Below are 17,668 nucleotides of genomic sequence, written 5' to 3'. Positions count from 1 at the left end.
GGAGGAGATTGGATGGAAGCAGTTCAAAGTTCAGTAGATATGTTATGGGTGATGCTCGGGGCCATGTTAGTATTTTTCATGCACGCAGGATTCGCCATGGTGGAATCAGGCTTTACGCGCTCTAAAAATACATTGAATATTTTAATGAAAAATATAATCACTGTTTCACTTGGATCAATTCTTTATTTTATTGTTGGATACGCTCTTATGTTTGGTCCTTCATCTTTTGGGTTGATTGGGACAGAAGGTTTTGCCCTATCAGGAGTTGAAGACATTGGATTCTTTGTTTTCCAAGCTGTCTTCGCTGCCACTTGCGCAACGATCATTTCGGGGGCCGTTGCTGAACGGATGAACTTATCCGCTTATATTCTGTTGACTATCGCCATGACCGCAGTCATTTATCCAGTGGTCGGACATTGGGTATGGGGCGGTGGCTGGTTGTCACAAATCGGCTTCATTGATTTCGCCGGCTCGACTGTCGTACATTTGACAGGGGCTGTAGCTGCATTTATCGCCGCTTGGAAAATCGGTCCTCGTATTGGCAAGTACAGTGGAAAAACCGTCAATACGATCCCTGGTCATAGCTTGCCACTTGGCGCATTAGGTGTTTTCATTCTTTGGCTCGGGTGGTTTGGTTTTAACGGGGGCAGCACCTTAGCAGCTGATCCTGCCCTCGTGCCACCAGTAATCGCTAATACACTATTAGCAGCTTCTGCAGGTGTCATCGCCACTGCTGGATATACACGACTGCGCTATGGCCGCATTGACGCTTCTTTGACCATGAACGGTGCGCTCGCAGGTCTTGTTGGTATTACCGCAGGGGCAGCGAACGTTTCTTTCCTCGGCGCCATTGCCATCGGTTTGCTTGCTGGAATTATCATGACTGAAGCTATCCGTTTGCTTGATTCGAAAATTCGTGTCGACGATCCGGTCGGAGCTATCTCTGTTCACGGTATTGCAGGTATCTGGGGGACGCTTGCAGTCGGCTTGTTTGATACTACTGGTGGATTGCTTTATGGTGGTGGAACGGAAATTCTTGGCCTCCAGGCAGTCGGAGTTCTGGCAGTAATTGCGTGGGCTTCACTATCAACTGGCTTAGTGCTGTTCGCAATTGGCAGTATCGTACCACTCAGAGTTACTGCCGAAGATGAAGAAGCGGGTTTGGATTTTTCAGAGCACGGATCACAGGCTTACTCGATGCAGGATGTCTTGCATGGTTCACCAACGGGTCGCAATGATTCGTTTGCACACCGGCTAAATCAGTTGGGCGATGCATCTACTTCTCAAAAACCGACTTCATGATCAAAACTACAAAAGAGGAATTTCCGGTCAATCCGGAAATTCCTCTTTTTTTCGATTTTCGTCTCTTTTGCGAAATAGGCGCTCTCGCAGCTCGTACCAGACGGCTACCGCCACAAACCAGGCATAGCCCACAAAAAGACCCGCCACTATGTCAGAGAAATAATGTTCTCCTCCTGCCACTCTCGATAAGGCGACAGTCATCGACAATCCAACAGCCGTCAGCCAGATCAGTATCTTGGTCTTTCGTGAGACAGTACCTTCCGAAAGAAAGTAAGCCAGTGTAAAAAGGTACAATAAGCCAACCATCGCATGGTTGGCTGGAAAACTGAAGGATTCCAGGCCGTACTGTAATTCCGGACGCGGCCGCTCGAACCATTCTTTCATGGACTGATTCAGCACATTCCCTACGCCCACAGCAAGAAGGACAAACAGCATTCCTCTGTAATTTTTCCGGAACAGCCACAAATAGACAAGCAGCGTCAGACTCACAGCAGCGATCATCCACGGGTCTCCTATAAATGACATACTGTCGAGCAGTCGCCTCCCGCCAAGCAGTTCCGCTACTTGCTGATCGATTTGAACAATGGCTTTCTCCGGATAATTTACAAGTATGGCAAAGAAACCGAGCAAAGCCGCTATTGCCAATGGATAAAAAAGACGCTTCACGACATCCACCCTCTTTCATCATTACCTCTAGTTTATCACAAGCGAAGCGAAAAGCCCCCTCGCCATATAGGAAAGCGGGCTCAATTGCTCTTTAGTTCATTGTAGCCCCATTACGCCATCGACCATTTTGTATACTTTGTCGCAATAATCGACTAAGCGGATATCGTGCGTCACCACAATCGTTGTTGTTTTTTTGTTTTTCGTTTCTTCCTTCAATAACTCCATTACTTCATAAGCACGGTCGGAGTCCAAAGAAGCTGTTGGCTCATCCGCTAAAATAATGGATGGGTTGCTGTATAGCGCTTTAGCAATCGCAACCCGTTGGCGTTCTCCACCAGAAAGATCCGATGGGTATTTGTCCCGGAGATCACCAATCCCCAAATCTTTGTAAAGCTGTTCAAGCTGATCTTTGGTCATGTTGTCTTTTTTCACTTTATCTAACAGCTTCAACTGCTTTTCAACAGTCAAGAACGGCACCAGATTCGAAGCCTGTAGGATAAAGCCAATTTCTTTCAAACGAATCTTAGAAAGTTGTTTTTCTTTTAAGGTAGAGATGTTTGTATTGTTGATCAGAATTTCTCCATTTGTCGGAGATAAAAGACCGCCGGCAATCGTCAAAAATGTGCTTTTCCCGGAACCCGAAGGCCCGATGACCGCAATCAATTCTCCTCGTTCTGCTTGAAAGTTTGTTTCTTTTAATGCGTCTACTTTCTTGTGGCCTGTGCCAAATGACTTTTTCACCTGTTTCATTTCTAATACTGCCATGATTTAACCTCCAATCGCTTTTAATGGATCAATTTTCACAATCGTCAAGACAGAGAATACAGCACCCAAAATCGCAACCACAATCAGGACCACTCCGTAGATCAGCATCGTCAGAATATCAAATGATACCGGAACCGCACTTGGCAGAAAAGCTCCAGTGAGGAGGGCCAGTCCGAGCCCCACCGCAACACCAATAGTTGCCAGAATGGCTGTCTGCGCAATAACCGAACGCGCCAAGTAGCCACTCGGAATCCCCTGCGCCTTCATGACGCCGAACATGCTGATTTTCTGAACCGTCAGAACGTAAAGGAATATCGCGACGATTACTGACGAAATGACAAATAGAAAGTAAATCATAAAGTTCAAAGTCAGACTTTGCTCGGTATATCCAGGCAGGCTTTCAATGAAGGTTTCCGTTTCGATCACCGCCAGTTCTTCTTCATTTGTAACCGATGAAGGATCAGCTGTACGCACTGCAATGCCGCTGATCTGGCTGTCATTACCAGCTGCCTCTTCCCCGAACTTTACACGCTCGAATGTTTCCAAATCTGTATAAAGAACAGGTGCAGCGTTAAAACGGGCCTCATCCGTAAAGCCAACAATTTCCAGCGTTTCTTTCGTAGAAGACAGGCTCAGGGTATCTCCAAGCCTAAAGCCATCATCTTTAAGTGAATCTCCGGCAACCACTTCATTGCTGCTGGTGAATGCAGTTCCTTCCGTTACTTCCGGCATGATGAATTCGCCGCTGTCAATTCCAAAAATCGAGACATTAGCTTTTTGATCGCCGGTTTGGGCAATGGCATTGAGCTGTCCGAGAACAGCCGATTCCTCAGCATCGATGTCACCAACTAGATCAATGTCAAAAGAAGACTGCGTCAAGCTTTGATCCGATTCCTCAGTCAGCACGATGGCATCCGCATCCCATTTGTCCACCGCTTCCCTATTTAAACTCGCCAGCCCGTTCGCTAAACCAGATAAGAAAAACACCAGGTAAGCAACCAGCATCAAGACGCCGACAATCAATGTAAAACGCAGTTTATTTTTCATTATTTCGTTCCATGCCAAAAACATCTTTTCACTTCCTTTTCTATAATTTATATAGGTTGAGCTAAAGATTAAGCTTTTCCTACGGTTTAAAAAATCTCTCTAGGACAACATTTCCACTGGTTTTCTTGCATGAGATATGGGCAAAAGTTAAGTTCTTTAGTTCAACTTCGATATCTTATTTCTTATCACTTTCAATTATACTGCACGAGGCTCTACACCTCCTGTATAAACCTTATATAAATATAGTATTTATTGCTAATTTGTGAAAACTCCATCAAAAAAGGCGAACCTTGTTTAGATTCGCCTTTTGTCATCTTACAGTATGGACATAATAGGTATTTTGTGAAGACTCGAGTATATGGTCTGGTTTCGGTTTGCCGAGATTGGCTTTGTGTCCGGCAATGTGTTCGGGATTCTTCTCCCAATTTTCCCAATCACTTTCCGATTCCCAGCGTACATAAACGATTAGTCCTTATCACCCTTGCGAACATTTTTCTTTAATACAGTACGGTCAATATAACCAGGCTGCTTTTCGAGCTTGCCTTCTCCGGAGAAGCGGTTTAGTACGAGTTCTGAAAAACCTTCTTTTACTATAAAGCGTTTCATTTGCACAAACATTTCACCGTCTCCTTTTGTTCTATTTCTGGATAAAGTAAAACTCAACAGGAGGCATCCTGCTGAGTTTTACTTATTGTTTCAGCTTTTCTTTGTCCAGCTTCTCGGGTCATAAGTCAACCCGGCTGCGTGGCAAAGTACGTCACTTCTCTGGTTCGCCTTATGCCTGTCGAAGCTAACGGGCCGTTTCAGCTTTTCTTATTCAAATGCAGACTGTACATCCGTTACCATTTGAGCGACTGACTGCAATCCGCCACCTGATAAGTACCAAAAGTCTGGATCCAAGTAGGTGATTTTATCGTTTTGAGCAGCATTAGTTTTTTCAACCAATTTATTTTCAAGAGATTCTGCAGCACTGGCTTCGTTTCCGACAGCCGCGTTGCGGTCAACTACGAACATCATGTCCGGATTTGCTTCCAAAATGTATTCGTAAGAAATGCTTTGTCCGTGAGTCGAAGCTTCAATGCCCTCATCAGCTTGTTTAACACTGAAGACATCATGGATGATGCCAAAGCGCGAAGCTTCGCCACACGCACTATTAACGTTCTTTTTTCTACATATCTAATTGATAGTGACCCATCAGCCTGTGATATCTTGTGCAGCATTTAACACGTCTTCCGGTACAGTAATCGCTTTAATTTCGTTGAATTTACTGTAGTCTGCTTGCATATCAGACTTGATGTTCATCGTTTCACCTTCAATATTCATATCCACGTCCATCTTCATATCCATACTTGTCGTTAAGAATGTTTCCTTATCGATATTGATAATATAGTTCACCGAATGAATCGTCATGTCTTCGAGTGCCATTTGTGCTTCAAGTTCCATTTGCCCTAATGTTTTATCAAGTTGCTGATCCATCAATTCTTTGAATTTATCACCCGACGCATCAAGCGTCACAATGTATGCATCTTCAGTTTGTTTAAACGTAAAATCATCTTTAAACTCTGCCAGTTCTTCAAGCTGTTGAGAAGGATCAGCCGTTTGCTGATCAGCAAGCGCTTTTAAATCTTCAATACTTTCATCGGGCATTTTCAGCCAAGTCGCCATTGTTTCTTCGTACATGTACATGCCTTGATCTGTAAAGTACATTTCCATGTTCATCGGATTGCTGTTATCGATATCTTTTGACACAATGGAGGTTTCTGCTTTTTGGTGGAATGCCATCGGATCAATGGTCATATCCATAGAGGAATCCATTGTCATATTCATTTCCATGCCATCGCTCTGAATCGCCATTGTTTGATCGGTTACAATATCTGCATGCACACTCGTAATGTCTTCAGATGCTTCTACTGACTTCGTATATACTTCTTGAACAGTTAGCTCACTATCTTCTCCTTTTGTTTTTTCATCACCAGATGCCGGTTCTGCAGTTTTGCTGCAAGCGGAAAGGCCAATGGCTAAAGTGGCTGTGCTCATAAACATGATCCATTTTTTCAAAACGATCACCCTCCTGTAGTTTGTTCTAGTTTCACACTATAAAACTCTGTTGTTTTGAATCTCCCTATTCTACGGAAACCCTTGGAAATAGTTTCATATTCCTTGTTTACCCAAATTCCATTCGTTTATTTCTTTCACTTCGATTATACTTTTCATTGTGAGTTAAGAATATGAGGTGGACTTTTTGAGATTAAAACATTTTTTTGGTTACTATAAACCGCATAAACGGCTGTTTATCATTGATTTTTCCAGTGCAGTCTTTGTAGCGATTCTGGAACTTGCGTTTCCAGTCGCTGTTCAGTGGTTTATTGACGATTTGCTGCCGAGCGGCAATTGGGGAACCATTACCACAGTCAGTTTCTTGCTGTTGGCTATTTTTCTATTGAGCACCTTTTTACAATATATCGTCAGCTATTTAGGACATAAACTGGGCATCAACATCGAAACAGATATGAGAGAAGAACTGTTCACCCATGTCCAACGGCAATCCTTCCGTTTCTTTGACAACACCAAAACAGGACATATCATGAGCCGTGTCACCAATGATTTGTTCGATATCGGCGAACTTGCCCACCACGGGCCGGAAGATTTCTTTATCGCCATCATGACTTTTTTCGGAGCATTCGGCATCATGTTCTGGATCAACCCTAAACTGGCCCTAGTCACACTCATTGTCATTCCATTCCTGATCTGGCTCATCACGTTCTGCAACATCAAGATGAACCAGGCCTGGGGCAGCATGTATGGGAAAATTGCTGACGTCAACGGTCGTGTAGAAGATAGTGTTTCCGGAGCGCGCGTTGTTCAGTCATTCACAAACGAAGAGTTTGAAATCGAACGTTTCAAATTAGATAATGACCGTTTCCGTATGGCCAAAATGGTTGCTTATAAAGTGATGTCGGCAACCCATTCAAGCATTTACATGATGACGCGTTTGTTGACTTTAGTCGTGCTGGTTTACGGAGCATGGCTCAACTTCCAAGGTGAATTATCGTATGGAGAGCTTGTCAGTTTCGTGCTGTTCTTGAACGTACTGATCAAGCCTATCGATAAAATTAGCGCGTTGCTCGAACTTTATCCAAAAGGCATGGCTGGCTTTAGCCGCTTCCGTGAATTAATTGAGCAGGCACCAGACATCAATGATCGGAAAAACGCCGTAGCTGTTGAGAAACTAATCGGCAATATCACTTTTGAAGACGTTCATTTTGGTTACGAAGACAATAAACATGTTTTGTCAGGCATTGACTTAAAAATGAGTGCCGGAGAAACCATTGCGTTTGTCGGCCCTTCAGGCGCTGGAAAAACGACTATTTGCTCATTAATTCCAAGGTTCTATGACATTCAAGAAGGTACCATCTCTATCGATGGAATGGATATTCGCGATATGACCAAGCATTCATTGCGCTCACAGATTGGCATCGTCCAGCAGGATGTTTTCCTGTTTACGGGAACTATACGTGAGAACATTGCTTACGGCAAAAGACATGCCAGTGAAGAAGAGATTTTAGCAGCTGCCAAAAAAGCGCATCTAGAGGACTTTGTCCTGAAATTGCCGCTAGGCTATGACACCCAGATCGGGGAACGCGGATTGAAATTATCCGGCGGCCAAAAACAGCGCCTGGCTATCGCGCGCATGTTCCTGAAAAATCCGCCGATCCTGATCCTTGACGAGGCCACTTCGGCACTCGATACGCAAACAGAGAGAGTCATTCAAGAAGCTTTGGCCGAACTGGCAGAAAATCGCACGACCTTGATCATCGCCCATCGCCTCGCTACAATCCGTGATGCAGATCGCGTCGTCGTCGTAACGGAAGATGGCATCGCTGAACAGGGCGGATATAGTGAGTTGCTGGAAAGCGATGGCATTTTCGCAAATCTCCACCGCATTCAGTTTCAGCAATAAAAAAAAAGAAACCGCTCCAGACGAACGCTTTCCTGCGGACTTGCGCCGAACTAACTCAGACTCTAGCGCCCGAGTAGATTTCGACACTTCGTCGCTGCGCTGCTCCGCTGGAGTCACCGTCTTCCGTTCTTTCTTCTAAGCATCCATTAATAATTACTCATTAAAATCTCAAGCACTGCAGCGGCCGTGGCGGTTGAGCGACTTCAGGCAACATAAAAAAACTGCAGACATTTCGAATCGACCGATTTTTTTGCAGTCTAAGGAAGCTATTCTATTGGCCTCTAAAAATAAGATTGGTGGAGAAAAATATTTAATTTTCTCCACCAATCTTTTCTTTCTATACAGGTTGAGAACAGGCTAATTGGAATGGAGGCGGCGAAGTGCAAAGATGTGCTCTTGCATCGCTACGCTAGCTTCGCCGCAATGGACATTAGCCAGTCTTTTCGAGAACAACAAAAGGGCTGTCACCAAAAGTCATTTTTTTATGACCTTTTGGGACAGCCCTTTTTCTTTCTAGCTTCCGACGACAAACTGCTGATAGCGGTCATAGTCTGCATGACTCAATTCGACTTTCAACAAAGTGCCTTCTTCTTCGTATTCAGTTTCGTGAATACTGGCATGTTCATTCAAATAAGCAACGATGTCCCCGCGGTCAAATGGAATGACCAACCGGCAAGTGACATAATCCGCAAAAATCCGTTTTTTGATCACTTCTAGCAATTCATCCAGACCTTTGCCTTCTTTTGCCGAAATCCATAAGCCATCACCGTTTGCATTTGGATAACGGACTCCTGCCAAGTCTGATTTATTGTAAACATACAGCGTCGGCACATTTTCCACACCAACCGCTTGCAACGTCAGATTCGTCACGTCCATCATATAACGGTGTTCTTCATTGGAAACATCAACTACATGCAGTAGAAGGTCCGCATTTCTGGCTTCCTCCAATGTCGAACGGAACGCTTTGACAAGATGATGCGGCAGTTTACTGACAAAACCAACTGTATCTGTCAGCAGGAAGCTTTTATTGTCTTCCAGGCGAATCTGACGTACAGACGTCTCCAACGTAGCGAACAACATGTCTTTTTCAAATACCCGCTTTTCTTCATTCTGTCCAGTTTTCGCCAACAAGCCATTCATGACTGTTGATTTTCCGGCGTTTGTATAGCCGACCAGTGATACAACAGGCATACCTTTTTTAGTGCGCTGCTTGCGCTGTGTGACGCGCTGGTCTTTAATATGCTCGAGCTCTTTATGAAGCTTTGAAATCTGCTCTTCAATTTTCCGACGATCTAGCTCCAGCTTAGTTTCTCCGGCTCCACGGTTGGCTACACCGCCACTGCTACTGCCGCCTTGTCGGCCAAGTGATGCGCGCAGTCCAATCAAACGTGGCAGCATGTATTGAAGTTGCGCCAGTTCTACTTGGACCTGTGCTTCACGCGTTTTTGCACGACGCGAAAAGATGTCTAGAATCAGCATAGTCCGGTCAATGACTTTGCATTCCAGATCTTCTTCTAGGTTTCGGATCTGTGATGGTGACAGCTCATCGTTGAAGATGACTAGATTGGCATCTGCCTCTTCATAGAAAGCTTTAATTTCTTCTACTTTTCCGCTCCCGACATAATGGGAAGGATTAATGCGATCCAGATTTTGTGTAATTTCCCCTACTACTTCCACGCTACATGCCTCGGCTAAATTGTGAAGCTCTTCCATGCCGTAGACGAAATGAAGATCTTTTTGAAGTTGCACACCGACGATGACCGCTTTTTCTTGTAATTCATCCATTTATGTTGTCCTCCTAGTTCAGGAAAGGAAAATTCCCATTCGATGTCTCCATTTTACCACAGTTTCTCTACTGCCCAACTACAGGCGCGGCAGACAGTAACGCCCTTGTTCAAATTCCACGCTATCTACACCTTCCGCAAAATGAACTTCTTCCAAACGTTCTTTTAGACGATCGGTTTCTCTGAATTCAATACGGCAATTATGAAGTTCCAGACTACCGCCCAGAATCTTCTTCCACGCGTTGGCAACTCTTTTTATATCTTTTACCCCAAAAACACAACACTCGATTGCCAGTATCTCATTTGATTCTTGAATGGCTCCATGATCTCTCAACTTTTTGTAGCGCTGACCGTCCGTTTCCTGCCATTCAATAAAAAATGGAGAAGGTAATTTGGCTGTTACTTCTTCTTTGATAAATAGCATTTTCCATTTGATCAGTTCTCCACTTTCAGTCCGGCGTTCAGCGTCCAAAACTCCTGAGGTGTTGATCTCCTGCTCTCTCAAATCGTCATTTAATCTCTGAATGTTATTAGTTCGAAGGCAAATCGTTCCAAAACCCACTTGGTCATGTAGTAATTGCCGAGTAAGCGGATGGTCAGCCTGCAGAGCAATTTCTTCTTTCTCAACTGACAGCCATTCGATATAACAATCCTTCAAATACAATAGTGCATTATGTGTCCCCCAGCTCAGATGCTGCCCCCCGACAGCCGCATGAAACCCTCGTCCCTGCCAACGAGCTGTCGTTTCCTGCGGATTTTTACTTACAAAATGAACAATATGATCTAATTCCATAAAGCACCTCACTTTTTTTGCCCTACTATACCGTTCGCCATTGTTTCTCCTGTCTCCTCTAAGAGGTAGAAACTAAAATTCTGTGTAAATAACTAAGATATTTTAACAGTAAATTTGTTTTTTTACCAAAACAGGTGGTTTTTCATGTTTATGTTCGATAGGCTAAGGTATAGAAAAAAACTATAGGAGGCCATGATGGATAAAAAATTATTGAAAAACCCCGTATTTATAGTATCCACCGCCGTCATTCTGGTGCTTGTCATTTTAGGTGCTGCCACACCGGTACAATTTGGGGAAGTAGCAGGAAGCTTATTCAGTTTCACCACCTTGAACTTCGGCTGGTTTTACTTGCTAGCCGTATTCGTTATCACCCTCTTCCTCATCATCATCGCATTGTCCAGATACGGCGGTATTCGGCTTGGAGCCGACAGCGACCGTCCGGAATTCCCCTTCTTTACTTGGATCGGCATGCTGTTTTCCGCCGGCTTTGGAGCAGGCCTCGTATTTTGGGGAGTAGCTGAACCAATGAGCCACTTTTTCACCACTCCTTTCGGCAATGAAGCACAAACACCGGAAGCGGCAAGAATCGCCATGGGCTATTCATTTTTCCATTGGGGCGTCAGCCAATGGTCGGTATTTGCCATTGTCGGACTGGTCATCGGATTTCTTCAATTCCGTAAAAAGAAACCGGGCTTGGTCTCTACAGCTCTTGAGCCGGTGCTTGGCAGCAAGCCCTTGATCAAACATTCTATCGATTCTCTTGCAGTTATTGCTACAGTAATGGGAATTGCTACATCCCTCGGATTAGGTGTCCTTCAAATGAACGGCGGATTGAATGCCGTATTCGGAATCGACAATGCCTTTCCAATTCAACTGGGCATTATCGCTGTTATGTTTGCAGCCTACACCCTATCTTCTTCTACCGGCCTGAAAAAAGGGATTGCCTACTTGAGCAACTTGAATCTTGGATTGGCACTGGTTCTAATGGTATTTGTCTTTATTGCCGGGCCAACCGTCTTCATCATGGAGACCTTCACATTGGCAATGGGCGATTATATCACCAACTTCGTCTCTTACAGCCTACGCCTCGAGCCTTATGCAGATGGCGAATGGGTAGAGGGATGGACGATTTTCTATTGGGCTTGGGCGATTGCTTGGTCCCCATTTGTCGGCGCATTCGTAGCGCGTGTCTCCAGAGGACGGACTATACGCGAATTCGTAATGGGTGTACTTGTCATTCCACCGGCTATCGCTTGCCTGTGGATTGCAGTCTTTGGAGGTACAGCGCTTTGGTATGACTTGAATCAAGGTACTGGAATCGCCGAAGCGGTCAATAACGACCTAACATCGGCTCTTTTCCAGACTTTCGGAGTTCTTCCGTTGACAACTATCATGTCGATTCTTGCAATTCTGCTGATCTTCACGTTCCTAGTGACTTCGGCTGACTCAGCCACTTATATTCTAGCTTCCATGACCAGTTACGGAAGCCTAAATCCGCCAACAGTCTTCAAGATTGTCTGGGGCATATTGATGTCTGCGATTGCTGCCGTTCTGCTTTATGCAGGCGGACTGGAAGCTCTTCAAACGGCTTCACTGATATCGGCTTTGCCGTTCACTGTATTGCTCATATTAATGCTATGGTCCTTCACTAAAATCATTCGTACAGAATCACCGCCAATTCGAAAATCTGAATTGCAACGATTCAAGCGCATGGAACAGGAAGCTCGAAAGCAGCGCAACAAATAACTGGTTACTTAGAAAAAAGGTGTACAACTCTTCCAAGTGGAAGGAGTTGTACACCTTTTTGGATCGAAACTTTATTTGTCTTCGTTGATCAATCGAACTGTTTCATCAAATTCTTTGTCAATCTGTGCATCTGGTTTGTATGTCGCAAGACTGATAAGCCACGTAACAAGGAGACACAGGAAGAACCCTGGAATGATTTCATAGACACTGCCCATGAAATTGGTCATTTCAGTAGCTCCAGGCTCGTCTGCTGCTGTACCCATTGAATCCCAAAGGATAACCGTAACAGCACCCACGATCATTCCGGCTAACGCACCTTTTGAAGTCAGCTTGCGCCAGAATAGAGACAATAGAATGATTGGTCCAAAAGCTGCACCAAATCCGGCCCATGCATAAGCAACTAAGCCCAAGATGGTATTATTTTGTTCCCATGCCAGGTAAGCCGCAATAACAGCAATCAATGCTACGGCGATTCGCCCAAGTGTTACATATCCTTTTGCTGATGCTTCTTTTTTGAAAGCAATTTTGTATAAATCTTCAATAAGTGCAGATGAACTTACTAAAAGCTGAGAAGATATCGTACTCATAACGGCTGCCAAAACAGCTGCTAGTACAAATCCAGCAACCAATGGATGGAACAAGATCTGGCTCAAGTCAAGAAAGACAGCTTCAGGATCTACTAACGTCGCTGAAGGGTTTTGCTGGAAGTAAGCAACCCCGATAAGCGCTGTCGCAGTTGCTCCGATAAGACTGAAAATCATCCAGCCCATACCAATGCGACGAGCCACACGAACTTCCTTCAAAGTTTTTATCGCCATAAAACGAACGATGATGTGTGGTTGGCCGAAGTAACCAAGACCCCAAGCGACTGCAGAAATAATCCCGATTGTGGAAGCCCCGGAAACCAGGCTCAACATATTCGGATCTACTTCGCGGATACTCGCTGCTGTTTCGCTAAATCCACCTGTGACGAAAATTCCGACTATCGGTACTGCAATTAACGCCAGCACCATCATAATCCCTTGAACAAAGTCGGTATAACTGACAGCCAGGAATCCGCCGAATAAAGTGTAGGCTACAACAACAATTGAGCCCAAGACAAGTCCTAAATGATAGTCCATTCCGAATGAACTCTGGAAGAATAGCCCAGAAGCTACCATACCGGATGAAACGTAAAATGTGAAAAAGATCAAAATGATAATACCTGCAACAATTCTTAATAACCGTGATTTGTCTTTCAAACGGTTTTCCAAGAAACTTGGAATCGTAATCGAGTCACTGGTAACAAACGAGTAAATTCGTAAGCGTGGTGCTACAAAGTACCAGTTTAAAAAGGCACCAATTGTCAATCCGATGGCAATCCACACTTCAACTAATCCGCCGAGGTAGATCGCACCCGGTAAGCCAAGCAATAGCCAGCCAGACATATCCGACGCACCGGCACTAAGTGCGGCGACTGCTGGTCCAAGCCCCCGCCCGCCAAGCATGTAATCGGATAAGTTGGCAGTTTTTCGGTAAGCGTACCAGCCAATATACAGCATGGCGCCAAGATAAACGGCTAACGCAATGATTTGATAAGTTGTATCTGTCATTTTATCCCCTCCTTATTTACAGTGTAACATTATTGACATTTATTAAAAGTCCCATTTTGGTTTTACAGACATTCCGAGCGGGGAAAAGAGTCTCAAGGAGGCGATTATGATGCCATGGAGCAAAAACGATTATCCAGATTCATTTAAAAATCTAGACAACGCTGTCCGCAACAAAGCCATCGAAATTGCTAATGCACTGCTTCGCGATGGTTATGAAGAAGGCCGCGCTATCCCTATTGCCTTAAGCCAAGCCAAACAAACTGAAACAGGAGGTGAGGAGCGGCCGGTCTATGAAATCAGAAAGCACGATGAAGGATGGCAGTTAAAGAAAAAAGACAGCAAAAATGCGATCTTTATCGAAGAAACTAAAGACAACCTGATGGAAGAAGCGAAACGATACGTCAATAGGAATCAGGGAGAGCTCCATGTTTACAACGAAGATGATTCCTTATCGGATACGCTCTACGAATGACGCTGAAATAGTAAAACGCCGCTGTCGAATGACAGCGGCGTTTTACTTAAACCAGCCTTTTTCTTTGAAACGGGAAATTGCTTCGATCCGATTCCCAACTTCCAGCTTATCCAGAATCGTCGAGATATAATTTCTCACTGTACCAGTTGTGATAAACAGCTCTTTAGCAATTTCTTTTGTGCTCCGTCCTTCAGCAATCAGTTCCATCACCTGTTTCTCTCTGTCGGTCAATGGATTTTCGTCCGCATATGCCAAATCCACCAATTCTGGCGCGTAGATGCGACGTCCATCCATAATCGTTCGGATGGAAGCAGCAAGATCCTCACTCGGACTGTCTTTCAGCAAATATCCACTGACCCCTGCTTTTCTGGCGCGTTCAAAATAGCCTGAACGTGCAAACGTAGTCAGAATAATGATGTTGCACGGTTGATCCTTCAAGATTTCCGCAGCATCCAATCCACTTTTTAACGGCATTTCAATATCCATGATGCAAATCTCAGGCTGCAGTTTTTCCACAAGCTCGATTGCCTCTTCTCCATTAGATGCTTTGCCGACGACTTCCATGTCTTCTTCCAAGTCCAAGAGTGACCCTAAAGCTCCCAGCATCATCCGCTGATCTTCAGCTAATACGATTCGAATCATTTCACTGCCTCCTTTGAACTATAAAGAATCACATTCGGTACCCTGATGTTTAAGGTCGTGCCATCCATTACTTTAATGCCCACCGAACCATTTACAAACTCCAAACGTTCGCGCATACCTGCTAATCCGTTTCCCTGCAGAGAAGTATTTCCTCCAGGAAATCCCTGTCCGTCATCTTGAACCTGCACAAGAATTTCTTCAGGGTTTTGCTTAATCAATACGCTGCAACGCGCCGCGCCACTGTGTTTTACGACATTCGTCACCGCTTCTTTCAGGCACATGCTCAGAACATTTTCCACCAAAAGCGGTGTATTGGTTAACTTCGGTGAACCATAGAAGACAAAATCGATTTCAGCGGCTTTCAAAATCTGTTGGACCCGCAAGATTTCTTCATCCAGTTTGGTGCCGCGCATATTAGACACTAGCTCGCGTACTTCCTTTAACGCCGTGCGCGCTGTCTGGCGGACATCATTTATCTCATGTAAAGCAGATTCAGGATTACGATAAATCAATTTGCCAGCTAGATCACTTTTCAAACCGATCAATGATAATTTTTGCCCCAATGTATCATGAAGATCACGAGCAATCCGCTCACGCTCTTCTATAATGACAAGCTGTGAAATTCGTTTATTGGCATCTTCAAGCTGCCCTTCCAGCTTTTCCCGTTTGTTGCGATTATAGGTATTGAATGGCAGAAGGATGACGCCTAATATACTGAGTACAATAAACGGCAGTTGAGAGATGTAAAATTCACTGTGCTCAAAAAAGCCGAATACCACAGCCGCTATCGTCATTCCAATGTGGATGCCATAGATAATGAAAAAACCAACTTTATTGCGCAAGTTTCCAATGAAAAATGCAACAAAAATAGACAGATAGACATAACCAAACAGGATAATCATTCCGATATTAATAGCCATTTCAAAACTCACCCAAACATAAACAAACCCGGTTCTCGAATTATAAGAAAGTCGGTAAGCAATGAAGAACAGCAATAGCAACAGAATGCCTAAAATGATTTCAGTCAATGAAGAAGCGCGAAAGATAAAGAAAAAAGGCAAAATACAAAAGATGACCCAGGCGTAAAGACTCAACCATGGATTTTTAGGAAATATCTGATACCAGCTTTGCATAAGAGCCTCCTGTTCATTTCTATATGACCTAATCATAGCAAACAATAAGAAAAAGAAAAAACCATTCCGCTAAGAATGGCTTTTTCTAGTTATCTCTTATTGTTCAGCGGTTTTCGAATCAGCTAATAAGTGTTTGATTTCACCAAATGTAACGAATGTTTTATTTGGTGCATCATACAATTTATAGCTCAATGATTTAAGACTAGATTTAATATCGATTGTTGTCGCCTGTTGAAGTGGTGGCGTCGATTCGTGTACTTTTTCCAAGTTGTAATTTGGAACACGCGGGCTCAAGTGATGCACGTGATGGAAACCGATGTTACCAGTTACCCACTGCAATACTTTTGGAAGTCGGTAATATGAACTTCCTTCGATTGCCGCTTTTACATAATCCCACTCATTTTCATCTTCAAAATACGAATCTTCAAAAGTGTGTTGAACATAGAACAACCAAATTCCAAGTGCTCCTGCGATAAACATCGTTGTTCCCTGCACAATTAGGAATGCCTGCCAACCAATTGCCAAGATTAACAATGTGTAAATCACAACAAGCGAAATATTGATCAAGTACGTATTGTTACGTTCTTTTTTACGGGCATCTTTACGGTTGAACCGGCTTGAAATCAAGACAAGGAATAGGGGTCCAATTCCGAACATGACCAACGGATTGCGGTACATACGGTATTTGAAACGTTCCCATTTTGAAGCTTCTACATATTCTTCGATCGTCATAATCCAAATATCGCCGACTCCACGCTTATCTAGATTACCACTTGAAGCATGGTGAATCGAGTGTTCGCGTTTCCACTTTTCATAAGCGAAAAGCGTCATAATACCTGTAATGGTACCGACAATTGCATTTGCTTTTTTGTTTTTGAAGAACGATCCATGTGTGCAATCATGAAAGATGATGAACGTACGAATGACGAATGCTGCTGCTACTGCTGATAATGCAATGGTTAGCCAAATTGAGACATCAAGTGCTTGATAGGCCAAGAACCAGGCCAAGATAAAAGGTGGAATTGTATTTACTAATTGCCTTACACTAGATTTTACGTCTGCTTTTTCGAAAGGGGCAACAAATTTGCGTAACTGTGCTGTTTTTTCTCTGCTCATGTTTTCAAATTCCTCCTTAAACGGACTTTTTCGGTCCGGATAACTTATTAACCTAATCATAAAGGGAAAGTTGCCTGACCATAAGACATAAACGTCTATATTTCTATATGACAGTTGTCATGTATTTCAGAAAAACTACTTCTTTAAAATTACAAGCGATATGTGTATACTGATAGTAATCAGAAAAATCAGAACGGAGTGAGACATATGACAGGTCTTGTAGCCGTCATTATGATCTTTTCGATTCCACTTGCAGGCATCATTACTTCCCATCTCCAAACACAGACTAAACTCAAAAACAAGAGGGTAGATACTGAGTTGGAACTCGAAAAATTGAAACACGAGAATTTCGTTATTGAAACACAAAAAATGCGTCTTGAGCTGGAACAATTGAAATTGGCAGATGCAAAAAAAGACGATCACCTGCTGTTGAAATAACGGCAGTGATCTGCGCTGCAAACATTGAAAAGACCCGCTACTCAATTGAGTAGCGGGTCTTTTCGGGACTAAACGGGCACTTGCGCTTTTCGATGTCCAGGCTCCAGCGCCCAGCTCTTCGGGTTGTAAGCCACTCCGGCTGTGCGGCTGGAAACATGCCGCTTCGCCAGATCGTCTTACACCTGTCAGCGCTTTACGGGCACTTGCGCTT

The 17,668-nt window shown here is 43.9% G+C and carries 15 protein-coding genes and 2 pseudogenes; 5 read left to right on the top strand and 12 right to left on the bottom strand.

Features of this window, described 5'->3' with window-relative positions; translation table 11 throughout:
- Positions 1-12: 12 nt before the first annotated feature.
- Positions 13-1,302: an ammonium transporter gene (locus tag BBH88_RS02505; RefSeq protein ID WP_006830051.1), complete on the top strand. Its 1,290-nt coding sequence runs from the start codon at positions 13-15 to the stop codon at positions 1,300-1,302.
- Positions 1,303-1,329: 27 nt separating this feature from the next.
- On the opposite strand, the gene BBH88_RS02500 is transcribed toward BBH88_RS02505, so the two are convergent.
- The 6 genes and pseudogenes from BBH88_RS02500 to BBH88_RS02475 form a co-directional block, all read right to left on the bottom strand.
- Complete coding sequence (locus tag BBH88_RS02500; RefSeq protein WP_065536203.1) at positions 1,330-1,968, bottom strand: phosphatase PAP2 family protein; 639 nt, start codon at positions 1,966-1,968, stop codon at positions 1,330-1,332.
- 96 nt (positions 1,969-2,064) lie between these two features.
- Positions 2,065-2,733, bottom strand: a complete 669-nt coding sequence (locus BBH88_RS02495; RefSeq protein WP_006830053.1) for an ABC transporter ATP-binding protein — start codon at positions 2,731-2,733, stop codon at positions 2,065-2,067.
- A gap of 3 nt (positions 2,734-2,736) precedes the next feature.
- The gene (locus BBH88_RS02490; protein ID WP_065536204.1) at positions 2,737-3,804 is read right to left on the bottom strand and encodes an ABC transporter permease; all 1,068 of its coding nucleotides are present in this window, start codon (positions 3,802-3,804) and stop codon (positions 2,737-2,739) included.
- A gap of 286 nt (positions 3,805-4,090) precedes the next feature.
- A pseudogene (locus BBH88_RS02485) lies at positions 4,091-4,398 on the bottom strand (antibiotic biosynthesis monooxygenase family protein).
- A 195-nt stretch (positions 4,399-4,593) separates the two neighbouring features.
- Positions 4,594-4,932: pseudogene (locus BBH88_RS18735) on the bottom strand (ABC transporter substrate-binding protein); the annotation flags it as partial.
- 42 nt (positions 4,933-4,974) lie between these two features.
- Positions 4,975-5,847: a DUF6612 family protein gene (locus BBH88_RS02475; protein ID WP_238323382.1), complete on the bottom strand. Its 873-nt coding sequence runs from the start codon at positions 5,845-5,847 to the stop codon at positions 4,975-4,977.
- A gap of 175 nt (positions 5,848-6,022) precedes the next feature.
- Here BBH88_RS02475 and BBH88_RS02470 point away from each other — a divergent pair, with 175 nt between their 5' ends.
- Positions 6,023-7,741, top strand: a complete 1,719-nt coding sequence (locus tag BBH88_RS02470; RefSeq protein ID WP_006830058.1) for an ABC transporter ATP-binding protein — start codon at positions 6,023-6,025, stop codon at positions 7,739-7,741.
- Positions 7,742-8,254: 513 nt separating this feature from the next.
- Here BBH88_RS02470 and hflX read toward each other — a convergent pair.
- Together hflX and BBH88_RS02460 are read right to left on the bottom strand one after the other, a co-directional pair.
- Positions 8,255-9,526, bottom strand: coding sequence for a GTPase HflX (hflX, locus tag BBH88_RS02465; RefSeq protein WP_006830059.1), 1,272 nt, complete (start codon positions 9,524-9,526; stop codon positions 8,255-8,257).
- 78 nt (positions 9,527-9,604) lie between these two features.
- Complete coding sequence (locus tag BBH88_RS02460) at positions 9,605-10,318, bottom strand: VOC family protein (RefSeq protein WP_006830060.1); 714 nt, start codon at positions 10,316-10,318, stop codon at positions 9,605-9,607.
- Between the two features lie 195 nt (positions 10,319-10,513).
- Between BBH88_RS02460 and BBH88_RS02455 the strand changes: the two genes are divergently transcribed.
- A complete protein-coding gene (locus BBH88_RS02455; RefSeq protein WP_065536205.1) occupies positions 10,514-12,064 on the top strand; it encodes a BCCT family transporter in 1,551 nt (516 codons plus the stop codon).
- A gap of 71 nt (positions 12,065-12,135) precedes the next feature.
- Here BBH88_RS02455 and putP read toward each other — a convergent pair whose 3' ends face one another.
- Positions 12,136-13,656, bottom strand: a complete 1,521-nt coding sequence (putP, locus tag BBH88_RS02450) for a sodium/proline symporter PutP (RefSeq protein WP_006830062.1) — start codon at positions 13,654-13,656, stop codon at positions 12,136-12,138.
- A gap of 109 nt (positions 13,657-13,765) precedes the next feature.
- Between putP and BBH88_RS02445 the strand changes: the two genes are divergently transcribed.
- On the top strand, positions 13,766-14,128 hold the full coding sequence (locus BBH88_RS02445) for a DUF2188 domain-containing protein (protein ID WP_065536206.1): 363 nt from the start codon (positions 13,766-13,768) through the stop codon (positions 14,126-14,128).
- A 42-nt stretch (positions 14,129-14,170) separates the two neighbouring features.
- Here BBH88_RS02445 and BBH88_RS02440 read toward each other — a convergent pair whose 3' ends face one another.
- From BBH88_RS02440 to BBH88_RS02430, 3 genes are all read right to left on the bottom strand, one after another.
- Complete coding sequence (locus tag BBH88_RS02440) at positions 14,171-14,770, bottom strand: response regulator transcription factor (protein ID WP_006830064.1); 600 nt, start codon at positions 14,768-14,770, stop codon at positions 14,171-14,173.
- Entirely contained in the window at positions 14,767-15,903 is a 1,137-nt protein-coding gene (locus BBH88_RS02435; protein WP_065536207.1) for a sensor histidine kinase, read from the bottom strand. The genes BBH88_RS02440 and BBH88_RS02435 overlap by 4 nt, the downstream gene beginning before the upstream one ends.
- A 96-nt stretch (positions 15,904-15,999) precedes the next feature.
- Positions 16,000-17,019 carry a Delta(5) desaturase DesA gene (locus BBH88_RS02430; RefSeq protein WP_006830066.1) on the bottom strand — a complete coding sequence of 340 codons (1,020 nt, stop codon included), beginning with the start codon at positions 17,017-17,019 and terminating at the stop codon, positions 16,000-16,002.
- A gap of 207 nt (positions 17,020-17,226) precedes the next feature.
- Here BBH88_RS02430 and BBH88_RS02425 point away from each other — a divergent pair, with 207 nt between their 5' ends.
- Complete coding sequence (locus BBH88_RS02425) at positions 17,227-17,457, top strand: hypothetical protein (protein ID WP_006830067.1); 231 nt, start codon at positions 17,227-17,229, stop codon at positions 17,455-17,457.
- Positions 17,458-17,668: the final 211 nt, after the last annotated feature.

Origin of the sequence: Planococcus antarcticus DSM 14505 (genome assembly GCF_001687565.2) — a bacterium.
Classification (GTDB): domain Bacteria; phylum Bacillota; class Bacilli; order Bacillales_A; family Planococcaceae; genus Planococcus; species Planococcus antarcticus.
Note: the sequence above shows the minus strand (reverse complement) of the source record. Positions and strands in the feature narration are given on the sequence as shown.

Coding starts and splice junctions, on each gene's coding strand:
- BBH88_RS02455 (WP_065536205.1), top strand. CDS start 10,514: ATGGATAAAAAATTATTGAAAAACCCCGTATTTATAGTATCCACCGCC.
- BBH88_RS02445 (WP_065536206.1), top strand. CDS start 13,766: ATGCCATGGAGCAAAAACGATTATCCAGATTCATTTAAAAATCTAGAC.
- BBH88_RS02490 (WP_065536204.1), bottom strand. CDS start 3,804: ATGTTTTTGGCATGGAACGAAATAATGAAAAATAAACTGCGTTTTACA.
- BBH88_RS02440 (WP_006830064.1), bottom strand. CDS start 14,770: ATGATTCGAATCGTATTAGCTGAAGATCAGCGGATGATGCTGGGAGCT.
- BBH88_RS02460 (WP_006830060.1), bottom strand. CDS start 10,318: ATGGAATTAGATCATATTGTTCATTTTGTAAGTAAAAATCCGCAGGAA.
- BBH88_RS02495 (WP_006830053.1), bottom strand. CDS start 2,733: ATGGCAGTATTAGAAATGAAACAGGTGAAAAAGTCATTTGGCACAGGC.
- BBH88_RS02425 (WP_006830067.1), top strand. CDS start 17,227: ATGACAGGTCTTGTAGCCGTCATTATGATCTTTTCGATTCCACTTGCA.
- BBH88_RS02430 (WP_006830066.1), bottom strand. CDS start 17,019: ATGAGCAGAGAAAAAACAGCACAGTTACGCAAATTTGTTGCCCCTTTC.
- hflX (WP_006830059.1), bottom strand. CDS start 9,526: ATGGATGAATTACAAGAAAAAGCGGTCATCGTCGGTGTGCAACTTCAA.
- BBH88_RS02505 (WP_006830051.1), top strand. CDS start 13: ATGGAAGCAGTTCAAAGTTCAGTAGATATGTTATGGGTGATGCTCGGG.
- BBH88_RS02435 (WP_065536207.1), bottom strand. CDS start 15,903: ATGCAAAGCTGGTATCAGATATTTCCTAAAAATCCATGGTTGAGTCTT.
- putP (WP_006830062.1), bottom strand. CDS start 13,656: ATGACAGATACAACTTATCAAATCATTGCGTTAGCCGTTTATCTTGGC.